Origin of the sequence: Pseudomonas sp. NIBRBAC000502773, from assembly GCF_006517195.1 — a bacterium.
In the GTDB taxonomy this organism is placed as follows: domain Bacteria; phylum Pseudomonadota; class Gammaproteobacteria; order Pseudomonadales; family Pseudomonadaceae; genus Aquipseudomonas; species Aquipseudomonas marginalis.
This window is the reverse complement of sequence record NZ_CP041189.1, coordinates 4765216-4782934: the sequence shown is the minus strand read 5'-3', so window position 1 is coordinate 4782934 and position 17719 is coordinate 4765216. Positions and strand designations below refer to the sequence as shown.

The window sequence follows — 17719 nt, the reverse complement described above, 5'->3', positions numbered from 1 at the left end:
GTATCAGGCGACCGGTGCGGGAGGCGGCTCGTCCGGAAGGGTCGGCTCACCGGGCTCGGTGGGCTGCTGTGGCCAATCTTCATCGGGTTGGCCGGGGATGCCGCCTGCATAGGCGGGATCAGCCATCAGGGACCAGGCCAGAACGCCAATCTGGTTGGGTTCAAGCCGGGCAAGTTCTGCGCTGATTCGCGGGTCAATCTTCATAAGGCACTCCTCAAGCGTGGCTCGGTGCGTTTTGCACGCACCGAGGCAGTACACCCAATAGAGTCACTTTCTGCGGACTAATTCCCTTTACGCGTAGGACCTTTCGATCAAGCGCGTGGCAAGGTGACGCCGCGCTGGCCCTGGTACTTGCCGGCGCGGTCTTTGTAGGACACTTCACAGGCCTCGTCAGACTGCAGGAACAGCATCTGCGCCACGCCTTCATTGGCGTAGATCTTCGCCGGCAGAGTGGTGGTGTTGGAGAACTCCAGGGTCACGTGGCCTTCCCACTCAGGCTCAAGTGGCGTCACGTTGACGATAATGCCGCAGCGCGCGTAGGTGCTTTTACCCAGGCAGATGGTCAGCACGTCGCGGGGAATACGGAAGAATTCCACGGTGCGTGCCAAGGCAAAGGAGTTCGGCGGGATAATGCACACGTCGCTTTTCACATCGACGAAGCTCTTTTCGTCGAAGTTCTTCGGATCGACGATCGCCGAGTTGATGTTGGTGAACACCTTGAACTCATCGGCGCAGCGCACATCGTAGCCGTAGCTGGAAACACCGTACGAGATCACACGGTCATCGCCTTCGCCACGAATCTGGCGCTCGACGAACGGTTCGATCATGCCGTGCTCTTGCGCCATGCGGCGAATCCACTTGTCCGATTTGATGCTCATGGCGGGTGTCCTGAATAGCGAGGTGGAAAAATTCTGTGGGGCATCTTACCGGGGCCGGCGTTGGGGTTCAAAGGGCGTCGGGCTTTTCTTGATGAACGCACCGGCTGCCATAAGGCGCAGCCAGCGGGGCCGGGACCCGCGTTGCCGCAACCGGTGTGTGTAAATACCACCGCCAGTCACGAAAATAGAGAAACCTTCGGAAATACCATTGGCACGTTCCGGAAAAAGGGTTAAGGTGGCGCCACTGTGCTGCTTGTGTCACTGAGAATCTCTACACGATATGTTGAATTTCGATCCAACCATCTCCAAGAATTTTTCCTGCTCTTTGCACTCAGTCTCGGCCAGGGCTTTTCCTGAGTCGCAGTTAACTTTGTCCAAGGAGATACACCATGTCTAATCGCCAAACTGGTACCGTTAAGTGGTTCAACGATGAAAAAGGCTTCGGCTTCATCACTCCACAATCCGGTGACGACCTGTTCGTTCACTTCAAAGCTATCCAATCCGACGGCTTCAAAAGCCTGAAAGAAGGCCAACAGGTTTCTTTCATCGCTACCCGCGGTCAGAAAGGCATGCAAGCTGAAGAAGTTCAAGTTATCTAACTTGTACTGACTCAGTCGAAAAGACCCCGCCCTTAAAAGCGGGGTTTTTTTATGCCCGGGATTTGGGCATATATGAATAAAATGTCGTGCGCAAAAAATATGGGAGGGGGCTTGCCCCCGATGGCGGTGTAGCAGTCGATACTTGAATTGACTGACAGACCACTATCGGGGGCACGCCCCCTCCCACATTCAAGCATTCAAGCGGCGTCGTTATTGAAACAACGACTCACTCGACAAGCCATTCTTCTCCAGGATCTCGCGCAAGCGCTTGAGCCCTTCCACCTGGATCTGCCGCACCCGCTCACGGGTCAGGCCAATCTCCAGGCCTACGTCCTCCAGCGTGCTGCTCTCATGGCCACGCAGGCCGAAGCGGCGTATCACCACCTCACGCTGCTTGTCCGTGAGCTCCGACAGCCACTGGTCAATGCTTTGGGAAAGATCATCGTCCTGCAGCAGCTCGCAAGGATCCGTAGGACGATCATCCGTCAGAGTGTCCAGCAGGGTTTTATCCGAGTCCGGACCCAGCGAGACGTCGACCGAAGACACACGCTCGTTAAGACCCAGCATGCGCTTGACCTCTCCTACCGGCTTTTCCAGCAGGTTGGCGATTTCTTCGGGCGAGGGTTCATGATCGAGTTTTTGAGTGAGCTCACGTGCCGCCCGCAGGTAGACGTTGAGCTCCTTGACCACATGGATCGGTAACCGGATCGTGCGGGTCTGATTCATGATCGCCCGTTCGATGGTCTGGCGAATCCACCAGGTGGCATAGGTCGAGAAGCGGAAGCCCCGCTCAGGATCGAACTTCTCCACCGCCCGGATCAAGCCCAGGTTGCCCTCCTCGATCAGGTCCAACAAGGACAGCCCACGATTGACGTAGCGTCGGGCGATTTTCACCACCAGGCGCAGGTTGCTTTCAATCATGCGCTTGCGCCCAGCCGGATCACCCTTTTGCGACAAGCGCGCAAAATGGACTTCTTCTTCGGGAGTCAGCAGAGGGGAAAAGCCGATTTCATTGAGGTACAGCTGGGTCGCATCGAGCGCCCGCGTGTAATCAATGTATTTGTGTTGCTTTAACGCGGTGGAGTTCTTGGATTTGGTGCGAACTGAAGGTACAGCAGGTCCCTCATTCGACATCGATTCCGTAGCGATGCCGGTCTCCATAAGGAGAACCTCATCGTCGATGTCAAACTCCGGCGCTTCTTTACTGAGAGCCATTGTTATAGTCCTTTGGTGAGTTCGACCTCAAGCTCAAGCGACGCCTTTATCCTTGGCAACGCTGGAGCCTGTTCCTTCTACGTGAGGAACAGGCTGTGCAACATATCAACGACGGGGTAGGAATTGCAGTGGATCTACAGGCTTCCCTTGACGGCGAATCTCAAAGTGCAGTTTCACCCGGTCTGTACCAGTTGATCCCATTTCGGCAATTGTCTGTCCGACTTTGACCTGCTGCCCCTCCCGAACCAACAGCCTACGGTTGTGGCCGTAAGCACTGACGTAGGTATCGCTGTGTTTGATGATGACCAGCTCGCCGTAGCCCCGCAAACCACTCCCGGCGTACACCACCGTCCCATCAGACGCAGCTAAAACAGGCTGTCCCAAATCCCCGGCAATATCAATGCCTTTATTCAAACTGCCGTTTGAAGAGAATTTTCCAATTAACACTCCATTTGAGGGCCATCCCCAACCGGTCGGCGCAGGCCCTGCGGGGGGCAACGGCGCGGGTGCCGGCTTGTTCGCAGCACTCGGCGCAGCGGTACCCGCAGGCCGGGTAATGATGGTGGTTTTGCTCGAAGACGACGGCGAAGATCCGGTGTTTGTCACAACTGCCGTAGGGGTAGAACCGGTGCGACCGTCAAAGCGAATCGTCTGACCCGGATGTATCGTGTAGGGCACAGGAATATTGTTACGGGCTGCAAGGGCCTTGTAGTCCCAGCCATAACGGAAGGCAATCGAGAACAAGGTGTCGCCCTTGCGCACGACATACTGCCCGGTGGTCACCGTCGGCTTTTGTGGTGCAGCGTTATTGCGGTCAACGACCCGTGCACCGCTGCTTGGCGAGCTGGAACACCCTACCAGAAGGGAACCAAAGACAAGGCCAAGCACCAGTCGCTGAAAACTTGTTTTACTCATACGCTGCGCAAGACCTGTGAGACTCACCCGCCGCTCCCTTTGTGGTGGCTGAACATGAATGCCTGTATCAGGCTTGAAATATGACGCAAGTATAACTGGGCATTGAAGTTTTACCGTCACGCGACTGAAACGAATCATTCAGCGCGTTGAATCGCCCCGCCTATCATGTTGACTTGATAGACCCCGCCGTAAGACACATCCTCACCAACAGAATTCACTGCCCGCGAAAAATGATCAGGCCAGCGGGCCATTGAGCAACGGCACAAAGCGTACGGCGCCAAGTACGTGCCGGGAAAAACCGTCGTCTTCACGGACAATAAGCATCAATTGTTGCACTTCACCGGAACCCACCGGAATGACCAGCCGCCCACCCGGGGCCAGTTGATCGAGCAGCGCCTGCGGCACATCGGTGGCCACGGCAGTGACGATAATCCCGTTGTAGGGCGCCAGCGCCGGCCAACCTTCCCAACCATCGCCCCAGCGGAATACCACGTTGCGCAGGTTCAGCTCCACCAGGCGTTCCTTGGCGCGATCCTGCAGCACCTTGATGCGTTCCACCGAGAACACCCGCTCCACCAGTTGCGACAGCACCGCTGTCTGGTAGCCGGAACCGGTGCCGATCTCCAGCACCTTGTCCAGCGGCCCCGCCGCCAGCAGCAGCTCGCTCATGCGCGCAACCATATAAGGCTGGGAGATGGTCTGGTTATGGCCGATGGGCAATGCCGTGTCTTCGTAGGCACGATGGGCCAAGGCTTCATCGACAAAGAGGTGCCGAGGCGTACGCCGGATCACTTCCAACACCTGGGCGTTGGAAAGCCCCTCTTCGTACAGGCGCTGGATCAAACGCTCACGGGTACGCTGGGAGGTCATCCCGATGCCCCGGCGCAGCAGGTCGTCTTGTTCACGAGCCATCAGCGCAGCCCCTCCAGCCAGCCATCGAGACTACTGAAGGCATCACTGAAGGTGCGATCAAGTTGCAACGGGGTAATCGACACATAGCCTTGCATCACCGCGTGAAAGTCCGTGCCTGGGCCACCGTCTTCGGCATCGCCCGCTGCCGCGATCCAGTAGCCTTCCTTGCCACGCGGGTCGACGACCTTCAACGGCGCTGCCGCGCGGGCGCGATGGCCCAGGCGCGTAAGCTGGATACCGCGAATGTGGTCGAGGGGCAAATTGGGAATGTTGACGTTGAGCACCGTGCGCGGCGGCAGATCCAGGGCGCCATGGGCCTCCACCAGCTTGCGCGCGAAATAGGCCGCGGTGGGCAAGTTGTCCAGTTGCCGCGATGCCAACGAAAACGCAAACGAGGTGCGGCCGAGGAAGCGTCCTTCAAGCGCCGCCGCCACCGTGCCGGAATACAGCACGTCGTCGCCCAGGTTGGCGCCGAGGTTGATGCCCGACACCACCAGGTCCGGCTCCTGGTCCAACAAACTGTTGATCGCCAGGTGCACGCAGTCGGTGGGGGTGCCGTTCACACTGATAAAGCCATTGGCCAGAACCTGCGGGTGCAGCGGACGGTCGAGCGTCAGCGAACTGCTGGCGCCGCTCTTGTCCTGGTCGGGGGCAACCACAACGCACTCGGCGTAATCCTGCAGCGCAGCATAGAGCGCGGCAAGGCCGGGTGCGGTGGCACCGTCATCGTTTGATATCAGAATACGCATGGGCTGTCCGTCTGCCCCACCGGCACCAGATCAACAAGCTCGCGCACCAAGACAGTGGCGAAGCATCCGGCCGGCAGGACGAATTCCAATTGCAGAATGTCAGGCCCGGGATAATGCCACGTCAACCCGCCAATGGGCAGTCGCAGAATGCGACGTTCCTGGCTCATGCCGGCACTCGCCAGCCAATCACGCAGGTCGGCTTCACCGGCGGCAACCGCCTGCTCCAACTCAAACGTGGCGCCTGTCGCCGGAGAATCACCCTCGCCCCACTGCGGGCCGGTGGGGTGCAGGTCCAGGATCGCCAGGCGCGGGTCGCTGCACTCAGCCTCCCCCGCCGGAAAAAAGCTGCGGCTGTCGGTAAACGCCAGCAGATCACCCACTTGCGCGCGCTGCCAGGAACCGTCGGCGACACGTGCCGCCAACACTTTGTTGAAGAGGAAGCTACGCGCGGTGGACAACAACCGCGAACGCACGTTGCGCTGCTCCGGCAAGGCCTTGCGCGCGGCCCATTCGCGGGCGTCGACGACATTGCCACCGTTGTGGCCAAAACGCTGGGTGCCGAAATAGTTGGGGATGCCGTGCTGGGCAATCAATTGCAACCGAGCGTCAATGGCGGCGGCATCACCGGCCAATTGGGTCAGGCGCAAGGTAAAGCCGTTGGCCGAGTGCGCGCCACGTTGCAGCTTGCGCTTGTGGCGGGCGGTTTTCAGGATCCTGAGGGTGTCGTTTTCCGCACCGCTCATGTCCGGATCGGCCTTGCCAGGCAGTTGAACGCTGAACCACTGGCGGGTCAACGCCTGACGGTCCTTGAGCCCGGCATAGCTGACAGTGCGCAACGGTACGCCAGCCGCCTTGGCAATACGGCGCGCGGCTTCCTCAGTATTGAGCCCGCGCTTCTCAACCCACAACCACAGGTGCTCGCCTTCGCCGCTGAGCGGAATATCGAGCACTTCGTCGACCTGGAAATCTTCAGCCGTGGCCTTCAGGACCGCGCTGCCCAGGGCCTCGCCATAGGCACGCGGGCCCAGCAGTTGCAGGTCGTTCATGCGCGCAGCAACAAGGCGACGGAGTGCACCGCGATGCCCTCTTCACGACCGGTGAACCCGAGCTTTTCGGTGGTGGTGGCTTTCACGTTGACTTGATCCAATTCAATTTGCAGGTCTGCGGCAATCAGTGCGCGCATGGATTCGATATGCGGGGCCATTTTCGGCGCCTGGGCCACGATGGTGTTATCGACATTGCCGATCTTCCAGCCCTTGGCATGGATCAGGCCGACCACATGGCGCAGCAGGACACGGCTGTCCGCGCCCTTGAAGGTGGGATCGGTATCCGGAAAGTGCTTGCCGATATCGCCCAGCGCCGCCGCGCCGAGCAAGGCATCGCTCAAGGCATGCAGGACAACGTCGCCGTCGGAATGAGCCAGCAACCCATGGTGGTGTGCAATGCGCACGCCGCCCAGGGTGATGAAATCGCCTTCAGCGAAACGGTGCACATCGTAGCCGTGGCCAATACGCATAAAAAAACGCCCCGATTTAATTCAGGGCGTGATTCTACCTACTTTTGCCTCACATTAACCGAGCAAAGCACGACCATGATGTCGCAAATGGTCTTCGATGAAGCTGGCGATAAAGAAGTAGCTGTGGTCGTAGCCGGGCTGCAGGCGCAGTTCCAGCGGATGGCTGGCCGCCTTGGCCGCTTGCTGCAAGGCTTCGGGCTTGAGCTGCACGGCAAGGAAATCGTCGCGGTCGCCCTGGTCCACCAGCAACGGCAGCTTTTCCGAGGCTTCGCCGATCAGCACACAGGCATCCCATTCACGCCATTTGGCGCGCTCTTCACCCAGGTAACGGGAGAAAGCTTTCTGGCCCCACGGGCAATCCATCGGATTGTTAATCGGCGAAAACGCCGACACCGACAGGTAACGCCCAGGGTTGCGCAGGGCACACACCAACGCACCGTGGCCGCCCATGGAGTGGCCGCTGATACCGCGTTTGTCCGAAGCCGGGAAATGCGCCTCGACCAATGCCGGCAATTCCTGCACCACGTAGTCATGCATCCGATAGTGCTTGGCCCACGGTTCCTGCGTGGCATTCAGGTAAAACCCTGCGCCCAGGCCGAAATCCCAGGCATTGTCCGGGTCGCCTGGTACACCTGGCCCACGCGGGCTGGTGTCCGGCGCCACGATGATCAACCCCAGTTCCGCCGCCATGCGCTGGGCACCGGCTTTCTGCATGAAGTTCTCATCGGTGCAGGTCAGGCCGGACAGCCAGTACAGCACCGGCAGCTTGCCGCCCTGCTCCGCTTGCGGCGGCAGGTAGACGGCGAAGGTCATGTCGCAGCCGAGCACATCGGAGTGATGCTTGTAGCGTTTATGCCAGCCGCCGAAGCTCTTCTGGCACGACAGGTTTTCCAGACTCATGGCCGACCTCAGAAGTGGATGACGGTACGAATGCTCTTGCCTTCATGCATCAGGTCAAACGCTTTGTTGATGTCTTCCAGGCCCATGGTGTGGGTGATGAACGTGTCCAGCGGAATCTCGCCGGTCTGGGCCATTTCCACGTAGCTTGGCAACTCGGTACGGCCGCGTACGCCACCGAACGCCGAGCCACGCCAGACGCGACCGGTCACCAGCTGGAATGGTCGGGTGGAGATTTCCTGGCCGGCACCGGCAACGCCGATGATCACCGACTCGCCCCACCCCTTGTGGCAGCACTCGAGCGCGGCACGCATCAGTTGCACGTTGCCGATGCACTCGAAGGAAAAGTCCACGCCGCCGTCAGTCAAATCGACAATCACGTCTTGGATCGGGCGGTCATAGTCTTTCGGGTTGATGCAGTCGGTAGCGCCCAGTTGCCGGGCGATCTCGAACTTGGCCGGGTTGATGTCAATCGCGATGATACGGCCGGCCTTGGCCTTGACCGCACCGATCACGGCCGACAGGCCGATACCGCCAAGACCGAAGATGGCCACGGTGTCACCCGGCTTGACCTTGGCGGTGTTGATCACCGCACCGATGCCGGTGGTGACGCCACAGCCGAGCAGGCAGACCTTCTCCAGCGGCGCTTCTTTGGGAATTTTGGCGACGGAAATTTCCGGCAGCACGGTGTACTCGGAGAACGTCGAGGTGCCCATGTAGTGGAAAATCGGCTGACCCTTGTAGGAAAAGCGCGTGGTGCCATCCGGCATCAGGCCTTTGCCTTGGGTGGAACGAATGGCCTGGCACAGGTTGGTCTTGCCCGACAGGCAGAATTTGCACTTGCCGCATTCCGGGGTGTACAGCGGGATCACATGGTCGCCCACCGCCACCGAAGTCACGCCCTCGCCGATGGCTTCGACCACCGCACCGCCTTCATGACCAAGGATGGACGGGAAGATGCCTTCCGGGTCGGCGCCGGAGAGGGTGTAGGCGTCGGTATGGCAAACCCCGGAGGCGACCACACGCAACAGCACTTCGCCCGCCTTGGGCATGGCCACATCGACTTCCACGATCTCGAGGGGTTTCTTGGCTTCAAAGGCAACGGCAGCGCGGGACTTGATCATCCGGGTTTCTCCAGGGCGTTAAAAATGATGGAGAGAGTGTAAAACATGGCTCCATGATTAATAATCCAGGCAAAAGCAAAACTTTATTGCTGTACAGGGATAATCGCCATGCTGGAGAACCGCTGGGAAGGCATTGATGAATTCGTTGCCGTCGCCGAATGCAGCCAATTTACGGCGGCTGCCGAGCGGCTGGGTGTGTCTTCGTCCCACATCAGCCGCCAGGTGGCACGCCTGGAAGAGCGCCTGCAAACGCGGTTGCTATATCGCAGTACCCGTAAGGTGACCCTGACTGAAGCGGGTCAGACATTCCTGCAACATTGCCAGCGCCTGCAGGACGGCCGCGAAGAAGCCTTGCGCGCCGTGGGTGACCTCACCAGCGAACCGAAAGGCATGTTGCGCATGACCTGCGCGGTGGCCTATGGCGAGCGTTTCATTGTGCCGCTGGTGACGCGGTTCATGGGCCTGTACCCACAATTGCGGGTGGATATCGAATTGAGCAACCGCCAACTGGATCTGGTGCACGAAGGCCTCGACCTGGCGATTCGCCTGGGGCGCTTGCAGGATTCGCGCATGGTCGCCAGTCGCCTCGCACCTCGGCGTATGTACCTGTGCGCGTCGCCGTCCTACCTGGCCCGGTACGGACGGCCCCATAGCTTGTCGGAATTGAGTCGACATAACTGCCTGATCGGCAGCTCGGATATTTGGCAACTGGCCCAGGACGGGCGCGAATTTTCCCAACGGGTACAGGGAAACTGGCGCTGTAACAGTGGGCAAGCGGTGCTGGATGCGGCGTTGCAAGGGGTGGGGCTGTGCCAACTGCCGGACTATTACGTGCTGGAGCATCTGCACAGCGGCGCATTGGTGTCGTTGCTGGAGGCGCATCAGCCGCCGAATACGGCGGTGTGGGCGCTGTATCCGCAACAACGGCACTTGTCGCCGAAGGTCAGGAAGTTGGTGGATTTCTTGAAAGAGGGCTTGGCCGAGCGGCCGGAGTACAGTGGTTGATTAACGACGATTCGCCCAACGCAGTCGCAGCCACTCCAGGTCTTCCGGCCGGGTCACCTTGATATTGTCCGAGCGCCCTTCGATCAAGCGCGGCGCCTGCCCGGACCACTCCATGGCCGAGGCTTCATCGGTGATCACTGCATCGGCCACCAGGCTGTCAGCCAATGCGCGGTGCAAGGCCCCGAGGCGGAACATCTGCGGCGTATAGGCTTGCCAGATCAAGCTGCGGTCGACGGTTTCCACCACCCGCCCCTGCTTGTCGACGCGCTTGAGGGTATCGCGAGCCGGCACCGCCAGGAGGCCGCCTACCGGATCGTCCGCCAACTCGGCCAGCAACTTGTCGAGGTCATCACGGCTCAAATTAGGCCGTGCCGCATCATGCACCAACACCCAATCGTCATCGCCGGCGCCCAGGGCATTGAGTTGCAGCAGTGCATTGAGCACCGAACCCGAGCGCTCCGAACCACCGTCCGCACGTTGGATACGCGGGTCAGCGGCACACGCCAGGTCGGGCCAATACGGATCATCAGCAGCAAGACTGACCACCAACCCCTTGAGGCTGGGATGGTCGAGAAAACAGCCAAGGCTGTGTTCGAGAATAGTGCGCCCGCCCAATTGCAAATATTGCTTGGGACGGTCCGCGGCCATACGGGCACCGACGCCCGCGGCAGGTATCACGGCCCAGAAGGCCGGCAAACGGTAACTCATTGGGCCAACTGGTAGAGGGTTTCGCCCTCCTTGACCATGCCCAACTCATGACGGGCCCGTTCTTCAACGGTCTCGGTACCCTTTTTCAGCTCAAGCACTTCGGCATCGAGGACGCGGTTGCGCTCCAGCAGGCGTTCGTTCTCGGCGTGCTGGTCGGCAATTTGCTGGGTCAGGTCTTTTACCTGCGCAAAGCTGCCATTACCTACCCATAGGCGGTACTGCAGGCCAGCCAGCAACAAGAGCAAGACGAGGAACAACCAATTGGGACTGCGCATCGAATATCGGGTATCCAGTGGAAAAACACGCCATGCAAAACTTTTACAGCAACTGATAGCACGAAGCCTGGAAGAACCAGGCTTGTGCTTGATCGCCATCAGATTAGCGCCGAAATGTTCACTATCGTGAATTTTCCGACGCAATCCGCCGACTTTTTACCACGCTTTACTCTTAACTAGCGATCAGCCACGAAACTCGCCGCGACCGTTGTACTTGGCTTTGCCGGCCAGTTGCTCTTCGATACGCAGCAATTGGTTGTACTTGGACACACGGTCAGAGCGGCACAGGGAGCCGGTCTTGATCTGGCCCGCCGAAGTGCCCACGGCCAGGTCGGCGATGGTCGAATCTTCGGTTTCGCCGGAGCGGTGCGAGATCACGGCGGTGTAGCCCGCAGCCTTGGCCATCTGGATGGCTTCCAGGGTTTCGGTCAGGGTGCCGATCTGGTTGAACTTGATCAGGATCGAGTTGGCGATCTTTTTGTCGATGCCTTCTTTCAGGATCTTGGTGTTGGTCACGAACAGGTCGTCGCCCACCAGCTGGACTTTTTCGCCGATCTTGTCGGTGAGGATCTTCCAGCCATCCCAGTCGGACTCGTCCAGGCCGTCTTCGATCGAGATGATCGGATAACGCTGGGTCAGGCCCTTCAGGTACTCGGCAAAACCTTCGGAGTTGAACACCTGGCCTTCGCCGGACAGGTTGTATTTGCCATCTTCGTAGAACTCGCTGGCGGCGCAGTCCAGGGCCAGGGTCACGTCGGTGCCCAGTGTGTAGCCGGCGTTGGCCACGGCTTCGGAGATCACTTTCAGTGCATCTTCGTTGGACGCCAGGTTTGGTGCGAAACCACCTTCGTCACCTACGGCAGTGCTCAGGCCACGAGCTTTCAGCACGGCTTTGAGGTGATGGAAAATCTCGGTGCCCATGCGCAGGCCTTCGGAGAAGGTCTTGGCGCCGACCGGCTGCACCATGAATTCCTGGATGTCGACGTTGTTATCGGCATGCTCGCCACCGTTGATGATGTTCATCATCGGAACCGGCATCGAGTAGACACCCGGCGTACCGTTCAGGTTGGCGATGTGGGCGTACAGCGGCAGGTCCTGGTCCTGGGCGGCCGCCTTGGCAGCAGCCAGGGACACGGCCAGGATGGCGTTGGCGCCGAGGCTGCCTTTGTTTTCAGTGCCGTCGAGCTTGATCATCGCGTGGTCCAGGGCTTTCTGGTCCAGCGGGTCCTTGCCCAGCAGCAGGTCACGGATCGGGCCGTTGATGTTGGCTACAGCCTTGAGGACACCCTTGCCCAGGTAACGGCTCTTGTCGCCATCACGCAGTTCCAGCGCTTCGCGCGAACCTGTGGAAGCACCGGACGGCGCGCAGGCGCTGCCGATGATGCCGTTATCGAGAAGCACGTCGGCTTCGACGGTGGGGTTGCCACGGGAGTCGAGAACTTCACGACCTTTGATGTCGACGATTTTTGCCATTGTTGTAAACACTCCAAAGTTGACGAAAACGACGCAGCTGAAGGAAATCTTTTGACCGACCGCAAGGGTGGAACAACGGGGCAGGCTTGCAGGCGACAAGGCTCAGGCCCATAGGCCTGAGCGTAAAGCGTGGGAAAGTCTACCGGAGAATCAACGCTTACGCGGTCTCTACCGTCGGAAAACTCTTGACCAGTTCGTCCAACTGCTTGAGCTGGGCCAGGAATGGCTCCAGCTTGTCCAGGCGCAGGGCGCATGGGCCGTCGCATTTGGCGTTGTCCGGGTCCGGGTGGGCTTCGAGGAACAGGCCCGCCAGGGACTGGCTGATGCCGGCCTTGGCCAGGTCCAGTACCTGGGCACGGCGCCCACCGGCGGAGTCGGCGCGACCACCGGGCATTTGCAGCGCGTGGGTCACGTCGAAGAACACCGGGTATTCGAACTGCTTCATGATGCCGAAACCGAGCATGTCCACCACGAGGTTGTTGTAGCCGAAGCTCGAACCGCGCTCGCAGAGGATCAACTGGTCGTTACCCGCTTCCACGCACTTGTTCAGGATATGTTTCATCTCCTGGGGCGCGAGGAACTGGGCTTTCTTGATATTGATCACAGCGCCGGTCCTGGCCATCGCGACCACGAGGTCGGTCTGGCGCGACAGGAAGGCCGGCAACTGGATGATGTCGCACACCTCGGCGACCACGGCAGCCTGTTCAGGCTCGTGGACGTCGGTGATGATCGGCACGCCGAAGGCTTGCTTGATGTCCTGGAAGATCCGCATGCCTTCTTCAAGGCCCGGGCCGCGATAGGAGGTCACGGACGAACGGTTGGCCTTGTCGAAGCTGGCCTTGAACACGTAGGGGATACCCAGTTTCTCGGTAACCTTGACGTACTCTTCACAGACCTGCATCGCCATGTCACGGCTTTCCAGCACGTTCATGCCGCCGAACAGCACCATGGGCTTGTCGTTGGCAATCTCGATGTCGCCTACGCGAATGATCTTCTGGGCCATCAGGTTTACGCCTTCTTCTGGTGTTGCGTCAGTGCAGCCTTGACGAAACCGCTGAACAACGGGTGACCGTCGCGTGGAGTCGAGGTGAACTCAGGGTGGAACTGGCAAGCGACGAACCATGGATGATCCGGGGCCTCGACCACTTCAACCAGCGCGCCATCACCGGAGCGACCGGAGATTTTCAGGCCAGCCTCTTTGATCTGCGGCAGCAGGTTGTTGTTCACTTCGTAGCGGTGACGGTGACGCTCGACGATCACGTCCTTGCCGTAGCAGTCGTGAACCAGAGAACCCGGCTCCAGCAGGCAGTCTTGCGCGCCAAGGCGCATGGTGCCGCCCAGGTCGGAGCTTTCGGTACGGGTTTCGACGGCGCCGGTGGCGTCTTCCCATTCGGTGATCAGGCCCACGACCGGGTGGCCGCTCTTGCTGTCGAACTCGGTGGAGTTGGCGTCTTTCCAGCCCATCACGTTACGGGCGAACTCGATAACGGCCACTTGCATGCCCAGGCAGATGCCCAGGTACGGCACCTTGTTCTCGCGGGCGTACTGCACGGCAGTGATCTTGCCTTCCACGCCACGCAGGCCGAAACCGCCTGGAACGAGGATCGCATCGACACCTTCGAGCAGCGCGGTGCCCTGGTTCTCGATGTCTTCGGAATCGATGTAGCGCAGGTTGACCTTGGTACGGTTGCTGATGCCCGCGTGGCTCATCGCTTCGATCAGCGACTTGTACGCGTCCAGCAGCTCCATGTACTTGCCGACCATGGCGATGGTGACTTCGTGCTCAGGGTTGAGCTTGGCGTCAACCACGGCTTCCCACTCGGACAGGTCCGCGCCGTTGCACTGCAGGCCGAAACGCTCGACCACAAAATCATCCAGGCCTTGCGAATGCAGGATGCCCGGGATCTTGTAGATGGTGTCGGCGTCTTCCAGGGCAATCACCGCACGTTCTTCAACGTTGGTGAACTGCGCGATCTTGCGACGCGAGGAAATGTCGATCGGGTGGTCGGAGCGGCATACCAGTACGTCCGGCTGCAGGCCGATGGAACGCAGTTCCTTGACCGAGTGCTGGGTAGGCTTGGTTTTGGTTTCGCCGGCGGTGGCGATGTACGGCACCAACGTGAGGTGCATCAGCATCGCGCGCTTGGCGCCGACTTCGAAACGCAGCTGGCGGATGGCTTCGAGGAACGGCTGGGATTCGATGTCACCCACGGTGCCACCGATCTCGACCATCGCCACGTCGGCATCGCCTGCACCCTTGATGATGCGGCGCTTGATTTCGTCGGTGATGTGCGGGATCACCTGGATGGTTGCACCCAGGTAGTCACCACGGCGCTCCTTGCGCAGCACGTGCTCGTAGACACGGCCGGTGGTGAAGTTGTTGTTCTGGGTCATGGTCGTGCGGATGAACCGCTCGTAGTGGCCCAGGTCCAGGTCGGTCTCGGCGCCGTCGTGTGTGACGAACACTTCACCGTGCTGGAACGGGCTCATGGTGCCCGGGTCGACGTTGATGTACGGGTCCAGCTTGAGCATGGTGACTTTAAGCCCCCGCGCCTCCAGGATGGCCGCCAATGAAGCGGAGGCAATGCCTTTCCCCAATGAAGAAACAACACCGCCCGTGACGAATATGTAGCGCGTCATGAAAAACCCTAGAAGTCTGCGTTAAAGCGGTCCGAGCCGCCGGGGAAAGCGAAGAGAGGCCGAAGCCCCCGATCACCTGCATTAATCACAGTGCACCTTTCAAAAAAACCGCCGCGTTGTGACAGACCAGCAGTGAAACTGCCGGTACGTTGATCGCTACACATTTTTTGGAATCGCCCAGCAAAGACTGCTTGGTAATCGGCAACTGCTGCGATTCAGGCGAATCCACAGAAGTTGTATCAAGAAGGGAGCGTAGTCTACCGGAAAGGCTCTATCAGCTCAAACCTTGATCGCAGGTCTCTGGCATCCAATGTAATTGCCAAGCTTCACTCGGTGCGGCCCAGAGTCCAGTGAGGAGGGGCACGCCGAGCAATTGCTCGCCCCGATACAGCAGCGGCAATCTGCCACGGACGAAGCCCGGCACACCATGCTCATTAAGCAGGCGCTTCAAGTCACGCCGGCCCCGGCCGGGCACTTCAAGCATTTCGCCGCCCTGGCGATAACGCACCTCCAGCGGGCCTTCGGGCACCTTGCCGCTCATTTCCAGCAGGCCATTGCCGGGTAACTCTAGTGGCTTTTGCGGATCAGGCCAGCTCACCGATGCGTGGGAAAACTCCGACCAGGCGCGAGGCAACCACCAGATGCGTGCGCCGCAACGCTGCAAATCTCCATCAGCCAGACGCCATAAGGGATGCGCGTCGCCCTTGGCGTCGCGCAGGGCATACCAGCCAGCCCAATGGTCGCTGTCAGGTAAACGGGTCAGCGGCGCCAGCCAATGGCGCAGGACATTGCGCTGACGGGCATCGGAAAGTTCGCGCAGTGGACCAAGGTCCAATGATGGCAACACCAACCAAGGAAACCGCGAAGGCTGATCGGCGGCTTGCAGGTCCATGCAGGCCAGTTCACCCAGCAGCGCCTGGGCTTCACCGAGGTGTTCGGCGGTGCGGGCCAGGCTGGAGACAGCTTGGGGCCAACGCGCCGTCAGCGTCGGGATCACGCGGTGACGCAGGTAATTACGGGAGAAACGTGGATCGGTGTTGGAAGGATCTTCAACCCACTTGAGTTGATGCTCATCAGCGTAGGCTTCCAGCTCGGCGCGCGAGACCTCCAGCAACGGCCGCACCAGGAAACCACCTGCCAACGGGCGGTGCGCAGGCATTGCGGCGAGCCCTCGCACCCCGGCACCGCGCAGCAGGCGGAATAGCAGCGTTTCGGCTTGATCATCGCGATGCTGGCCGGTGAGTAACACTTCCCCTGCCCCGATCACCTCGGTAAACGCCCGGTAACGTGCATCACGCGCTGCACGCTCAAGACTGGCGCCAGGCTGCACGTGCACGCGCATGACCCGCAAGGGTACGCCCAGGCTGTCGCACACCGACTGGCAATGACCTGGCCAGACGTCGGCGACAGCCTGCAGGCCATGGTGGACATGAACAGCGCTTAGAGGCGGAAGGGCTTCGGCGTTGGCCAGGAGATGCAACAGGACAGTGGAATCAAGACCACCAGAGAAGGCGATATGCCAAGCCGGGGCGTTGCGCCAGGGGGCCAGGGCGTGCAGGAGTTTGGCGGATAAAGTCGGTTTCATCACAGGTTACCGCCGCAAATCTGGAATACCCAAGCCAAGCATACACAAAGCAAATGTGGGAGGGGGCTTGCCCCCGACAGCGGAGCATCAGCCAGTGAATACAGTGACTGACACTCAGCAATCGGGGGCAAGCCCCTCCCACATTAGTGCTGCTGCGATCTTAGAGACCGTAGCTCATCAGGCGCTCGTAGCGACGGGCCAGCAGCGCTTCGTTATCCAGCTTCTTGAGCATCGCCAGTTGCGACCCCAGCTCGGCACGGATAGTGGCAGCGGCGGCGGCCGGATCGCGGTGGGCGCCGCCCAATGGCTCGGCGATCACTTTGTCGACGATACCCAGGCCCTTGAGGCGATCGGCAGTGATGCCCATGGCTTCGGCAGCGTCCGGCGCCTTCTCTGCGGTTTTCCACAGGATCGAGGCGCAACCTTCCGGCGAGATCACCGCGTAGGTCGAATATTGCAGCATGTTCAACTGGTCGCAGACGCCAATGGCCAGTGCACCGCCGGAACCACCTTCACCAATCACAGTGGCGATGATCGGGGTTTTCAGGCGGGCCATCACTCGCAGGTTCCAGGCAATCGCTTCGCTCTGGTTGCGCTCTTCGGCGTCGATACCCGGGTAAGCACCCGGGGTGTCGATGAAGGTCAGGATCGGCATCTTGAAGCGCTCGGCCATTTCCATCAGGCGGCACGCCTTACGGTAGCCTTCCGGACGCGGCATACCGAAGTTGCGGCGTACTTTCTCGCGCACTTCACGGCCTTTCTGGTGACCGATAACCATGACCGGCTGGTCGTCCAGGCGAGCGATACCGCCCACGATGGCCGCGTCGTCGGAGAAATGGCGGTCGCCGTGCAGCTCGTCGAACTCGGTGAAGATGTGCTGAATATAGTCCAGGGTATACGGACGGCGCGGGTGGCGGGCCAGGCGCGCGATCTGCCAGCTGGTCAGCTTGCCGAAGATGTCTTCGGTGAGCGTGCTGCTCTTGTCTTGCAGGCGAGCGATCTCATCGCCGATATTCAGCGAATTGTCATTGCCGACCAGGCGCAGCTCTTCGATCTTGGCTTGCAGGTCAGCGATCGGCTGTTCGAAATCAAGAAAATTCGGGTTCATAAGCGTCCGTCTTGGGTCGACGGCCAAGGGTTGCCTGGCCAGCCGGTTGTCTATTCGCGCCCTACCTTAAGGGAGAGGCGCGTTTAGGTCGAGATTAAATGTTCAGCCGAGGTCAGGCGT

19 protein-coding genes are annotated in these 17719 nt (G+C 59.9%); 2 read left to right on the top strand and 17 right to left on the bottom strand.

Features of this window, described 5'->3' with window-relative positions; genetic code table 11:
* Nucleotides 1-3: 3 nt before the first annotated feature.
* Nucleotides 4-204 (bottom strand): hypothetical protein, encoded by a 201-nt coding sequence (locus tag NIBR502773_RS22050; RefSeq protein WP_027604457.1) that lies wholly within the window; start codon nucleotides 202-204, stop codon nucleotides 4-6.
* A gap of 107 nt (nucleotides 205-311) precedes the next feature.
* The gene (gene dcd / locus NIBR502773_RS22045; RefSeq protein WP_003172320.1) at nucleotides 312-878 is read right to left on the bottom strand and encodes a dCTP deaminase; all 567 of its coding nucleotides are present in this window, start codon (nucleotides 876-878) and stop codon (nucleotides 312-314) included.
* Between the two features lie 389 nt (nucleotides 879-1267).
* Here dcd and NIBR502773_RS22040 point away from each other — a divergent pair, with 389 nt between their 5' ends.
* Entirely contained in the window at nucleotides 1268-1477 is a 210-nt protein-coding gene (locus tag NIBR502773_RS22040; protein WP_002554837.1) for a cold-shock protein, read from the top strand.
* Nucleotides 1478-1687: 210 nt separating this feature from the next.
* Here NIBR502773_RS22040 and rpoS read toward each other — a convergent pair whose 3' ends face one another.
* The 8 genes from rpoS to NIBR502773_RS22000 all read right to left on the bottom strand — a co-directional run bounded on the left by rpoS (nucleotide 1688) and on the right by NIBR502773_RS22000 (nucleotide 8805).
* Nucleotides 1688-2692, bottom strand: coding sequence for an RNA polymerase sigma factor RpoS (rpoS, locus tag NIBR502773_RS22035; protein WP_025855149.1), 1005 nt, complete (start codon nucleotides 2690-2692; stop codon nucleotides 1688-1690).
* 105 nt (nucleotides 2693-2797) lie between these two features.
* Entirely contained in the window at nucleotides 2798-3634 is an 837-nt protein-coding gene (locus NIBR502773_RS22030) for a peptidoglycan DD-metalloendopeptidase family protein (protein ID WP_065948790.1), read from the bottom strand.
* Between the two features lie 207 nt (nucleotides 3635-3841).
* On the bottom strand, nucleotides 3842-4477 hold the full coding sequence (locus NIBR502773_RS22025) for a protein-L-isoaspartate(D-aspartate) O-methyltransferase (protein ID WP_169899534.1): 636 nt from the start codon (nucleotides 4475-4477) through the stop codon (nucleotides 3842-3844).
* A gap of 41 nt (nucleotides 4478-4518) precedes the next feature.
* A complete protein-coding gene (surE, locus tag NIBR502773_RS22020) occupies nucleotides 4519-5268 on the bottom strand; it encodes a 5'/3'-nucleotidase SurE (RefSeq protein ID WP_027604459.1) in 750 nt (249 codons plus the stop codon).
* Nucleotides 5256-6314: a tRNA pseudouridine(13) synthase TruD gene (gene truD / locus NIBR502773_RS22015; protein WP_141156926.1), complete on the bottom strand. Its 1059-nt coding sequence runs from the start codon at nucleotides 6312-6314 to the stop codon at nucleotides 5256-5258. Before truD ends, surE begins: the two co-directional genes overlap by 13 nt.
* The gene (ispF, locus tag NIBR502773_RS22010) at nucleotides 6311-6784 is read right to left on the bottom strand and encodes a 2-C-methyl-D-erythritol 2,4-cyclodiphosphate synthase (RefSeq protein ID WP_141156925.1); all 474 of its coding nucleotides are present in this window, start codon (nucleotides 6782-6784) and stop codon (nucleotides 6311-6313) included. Before ispF ends, truD begins: the two co-directional genes overlap by 4 nt.
* A 54-nt stretch (nucleotides 6785-6838) precedes the next feature.
* Complete coding sequence (gene fghA, locus NIBR502773_RS22005) at nucleotides 6839-7684, bottom strand: S-formylglutathione hydrolase (RefSeq protein ID WP_065938783.1); 846 nt, start codon at nucleotides 7682-7684, stop codon at nucleotides 6839-6841.
* An 8-nt stretch (nucleotides 7685-7692) separates the two neighbouring features.
* Nucleotides 7693-8805 (bottom strand): S-(hydroxymethyl)glutathione dehydrogenase/class III alcohol dehydrogenase, encoded by a 1113-nt coding sequence (locus tag NIBR502773_RS22000; protein ID WP_141156924.1) that lies wholly within the window; start codon nucleotides 8803-8805, stop codon nucleotides 7693-7695.
* A gap of 108 nt (nucleotides 8806-8913) precedes the next feature.
* Between NIBR502773_RS22000 and NIBR502773_RS21995 the strand changes: the two genes are divergently transcribed.
* A complete protein-coding gene (locus NIBR502773_RS21995) occupies nucleotides 8914-9810 on the top strand; it encodes a LysR substrate-binding domain-containing protein (RefSeq protein ID WP_027604462.1) in 897 nt (298 codons plus the stop codon).
* Here NIBR502773_RS21995 and ispD read toward each other — a convergent pair whose 3' ends face one another.
* From ispD to NIBR502773_RS21960, 7 genes are all read right to left on the bottom strand, one after another.
* Entirely contained in the window at nucleotides 9811-10518 is a 708-nt protein-coding gene (gene ispD / locus NIBR502773_RS21990) for a 2-C-methyl-D-erythritol 4-phosphate cytidylyltransferase (protein WP_065938782.1), read from the bottom strand.
* Entirely contained in the window at nucleotides 10515-10793 is a 279-nt protein-coding gene (ftsB, locus tag NIBR502773_RS21985; RefSeq protein WP_003172294.1) for a cell division protein FtsB, read from the bottom strand. The genes ispD and ftsB overlap by 4 nt, the downstream gene beginning before the upstream one ends.
* A 183-nt stretch (nucleotides 10794-10976) precedes the next feature.
* Complete coding sequence (eno, locus tag NIBR502773_RS21980; protein ID WP_053137218.1) at nucleotides 10977-12266, bottom strand: phosphopyruvate hydratase; 1290 nt, start codon at nucleotides 12264-12266, stop codon at nucleotides 10977-10979.
* Between the two features lie 157 nt (nucleotides 12267-12423).
* Nucleotides 12424-13269, bottom strand: coding sequence for a 3-deoxy-8-phosphooctulonate synthase (kdsA, locus tag NIBR502773_RS21975; protein ID WP_027604465.1), 846 nt, complete (start codon nucleotides 13267-13269; stop codon nucleotides 12424-12426).
* A 5-nt stretch (nucleotides 13270-13274) separates the two neighbouring features.
* Nucleotides 13275-14906 carry a CTP synthase gene (locus tag NIBR502773_RS21970; protein WP_053137224.1) on the bottom strand — a complete coding sequence of 544 codons (1632 nt, stop codon included), beginning with the start codon at nucleotides 14904-14906 and terminating at the stop codon, nucleotides 13275-13277.
* A 274-nt stretch (nucleotides 14907-15180) separates the two neighbouring features.
* On the bottom strand, nucleotides 15181-16491 hold the full coding sequence (gene tilS, locus NIBR502773_RS21965) for a tRNA lysidine(34) synthetase TilS (RefSeq protein ID WP_141156923.1): 1311 nt from the start codon (nucleotides 16489-16491) through the stop codon (nucleotides 15181-15183).
* Nucleotides 16492-16651: 160 nt separating this feature from the next.
* On the bottom strand, nucleotides 16652-17599 hold the full coding sequence (locus NIBR502773_RS21960) for an acetyl-CoA carboxylase carboxyltransferase subunit alpha (RefSeq protein WP_016976871.1): 948 nt from the start codon (nucleotides 17597-17599) through the stop codon (nucleotides 16652-16654).
* Between the last annotated feature and the right edge of the window lie 120 nt (nucleotides 17600-17719).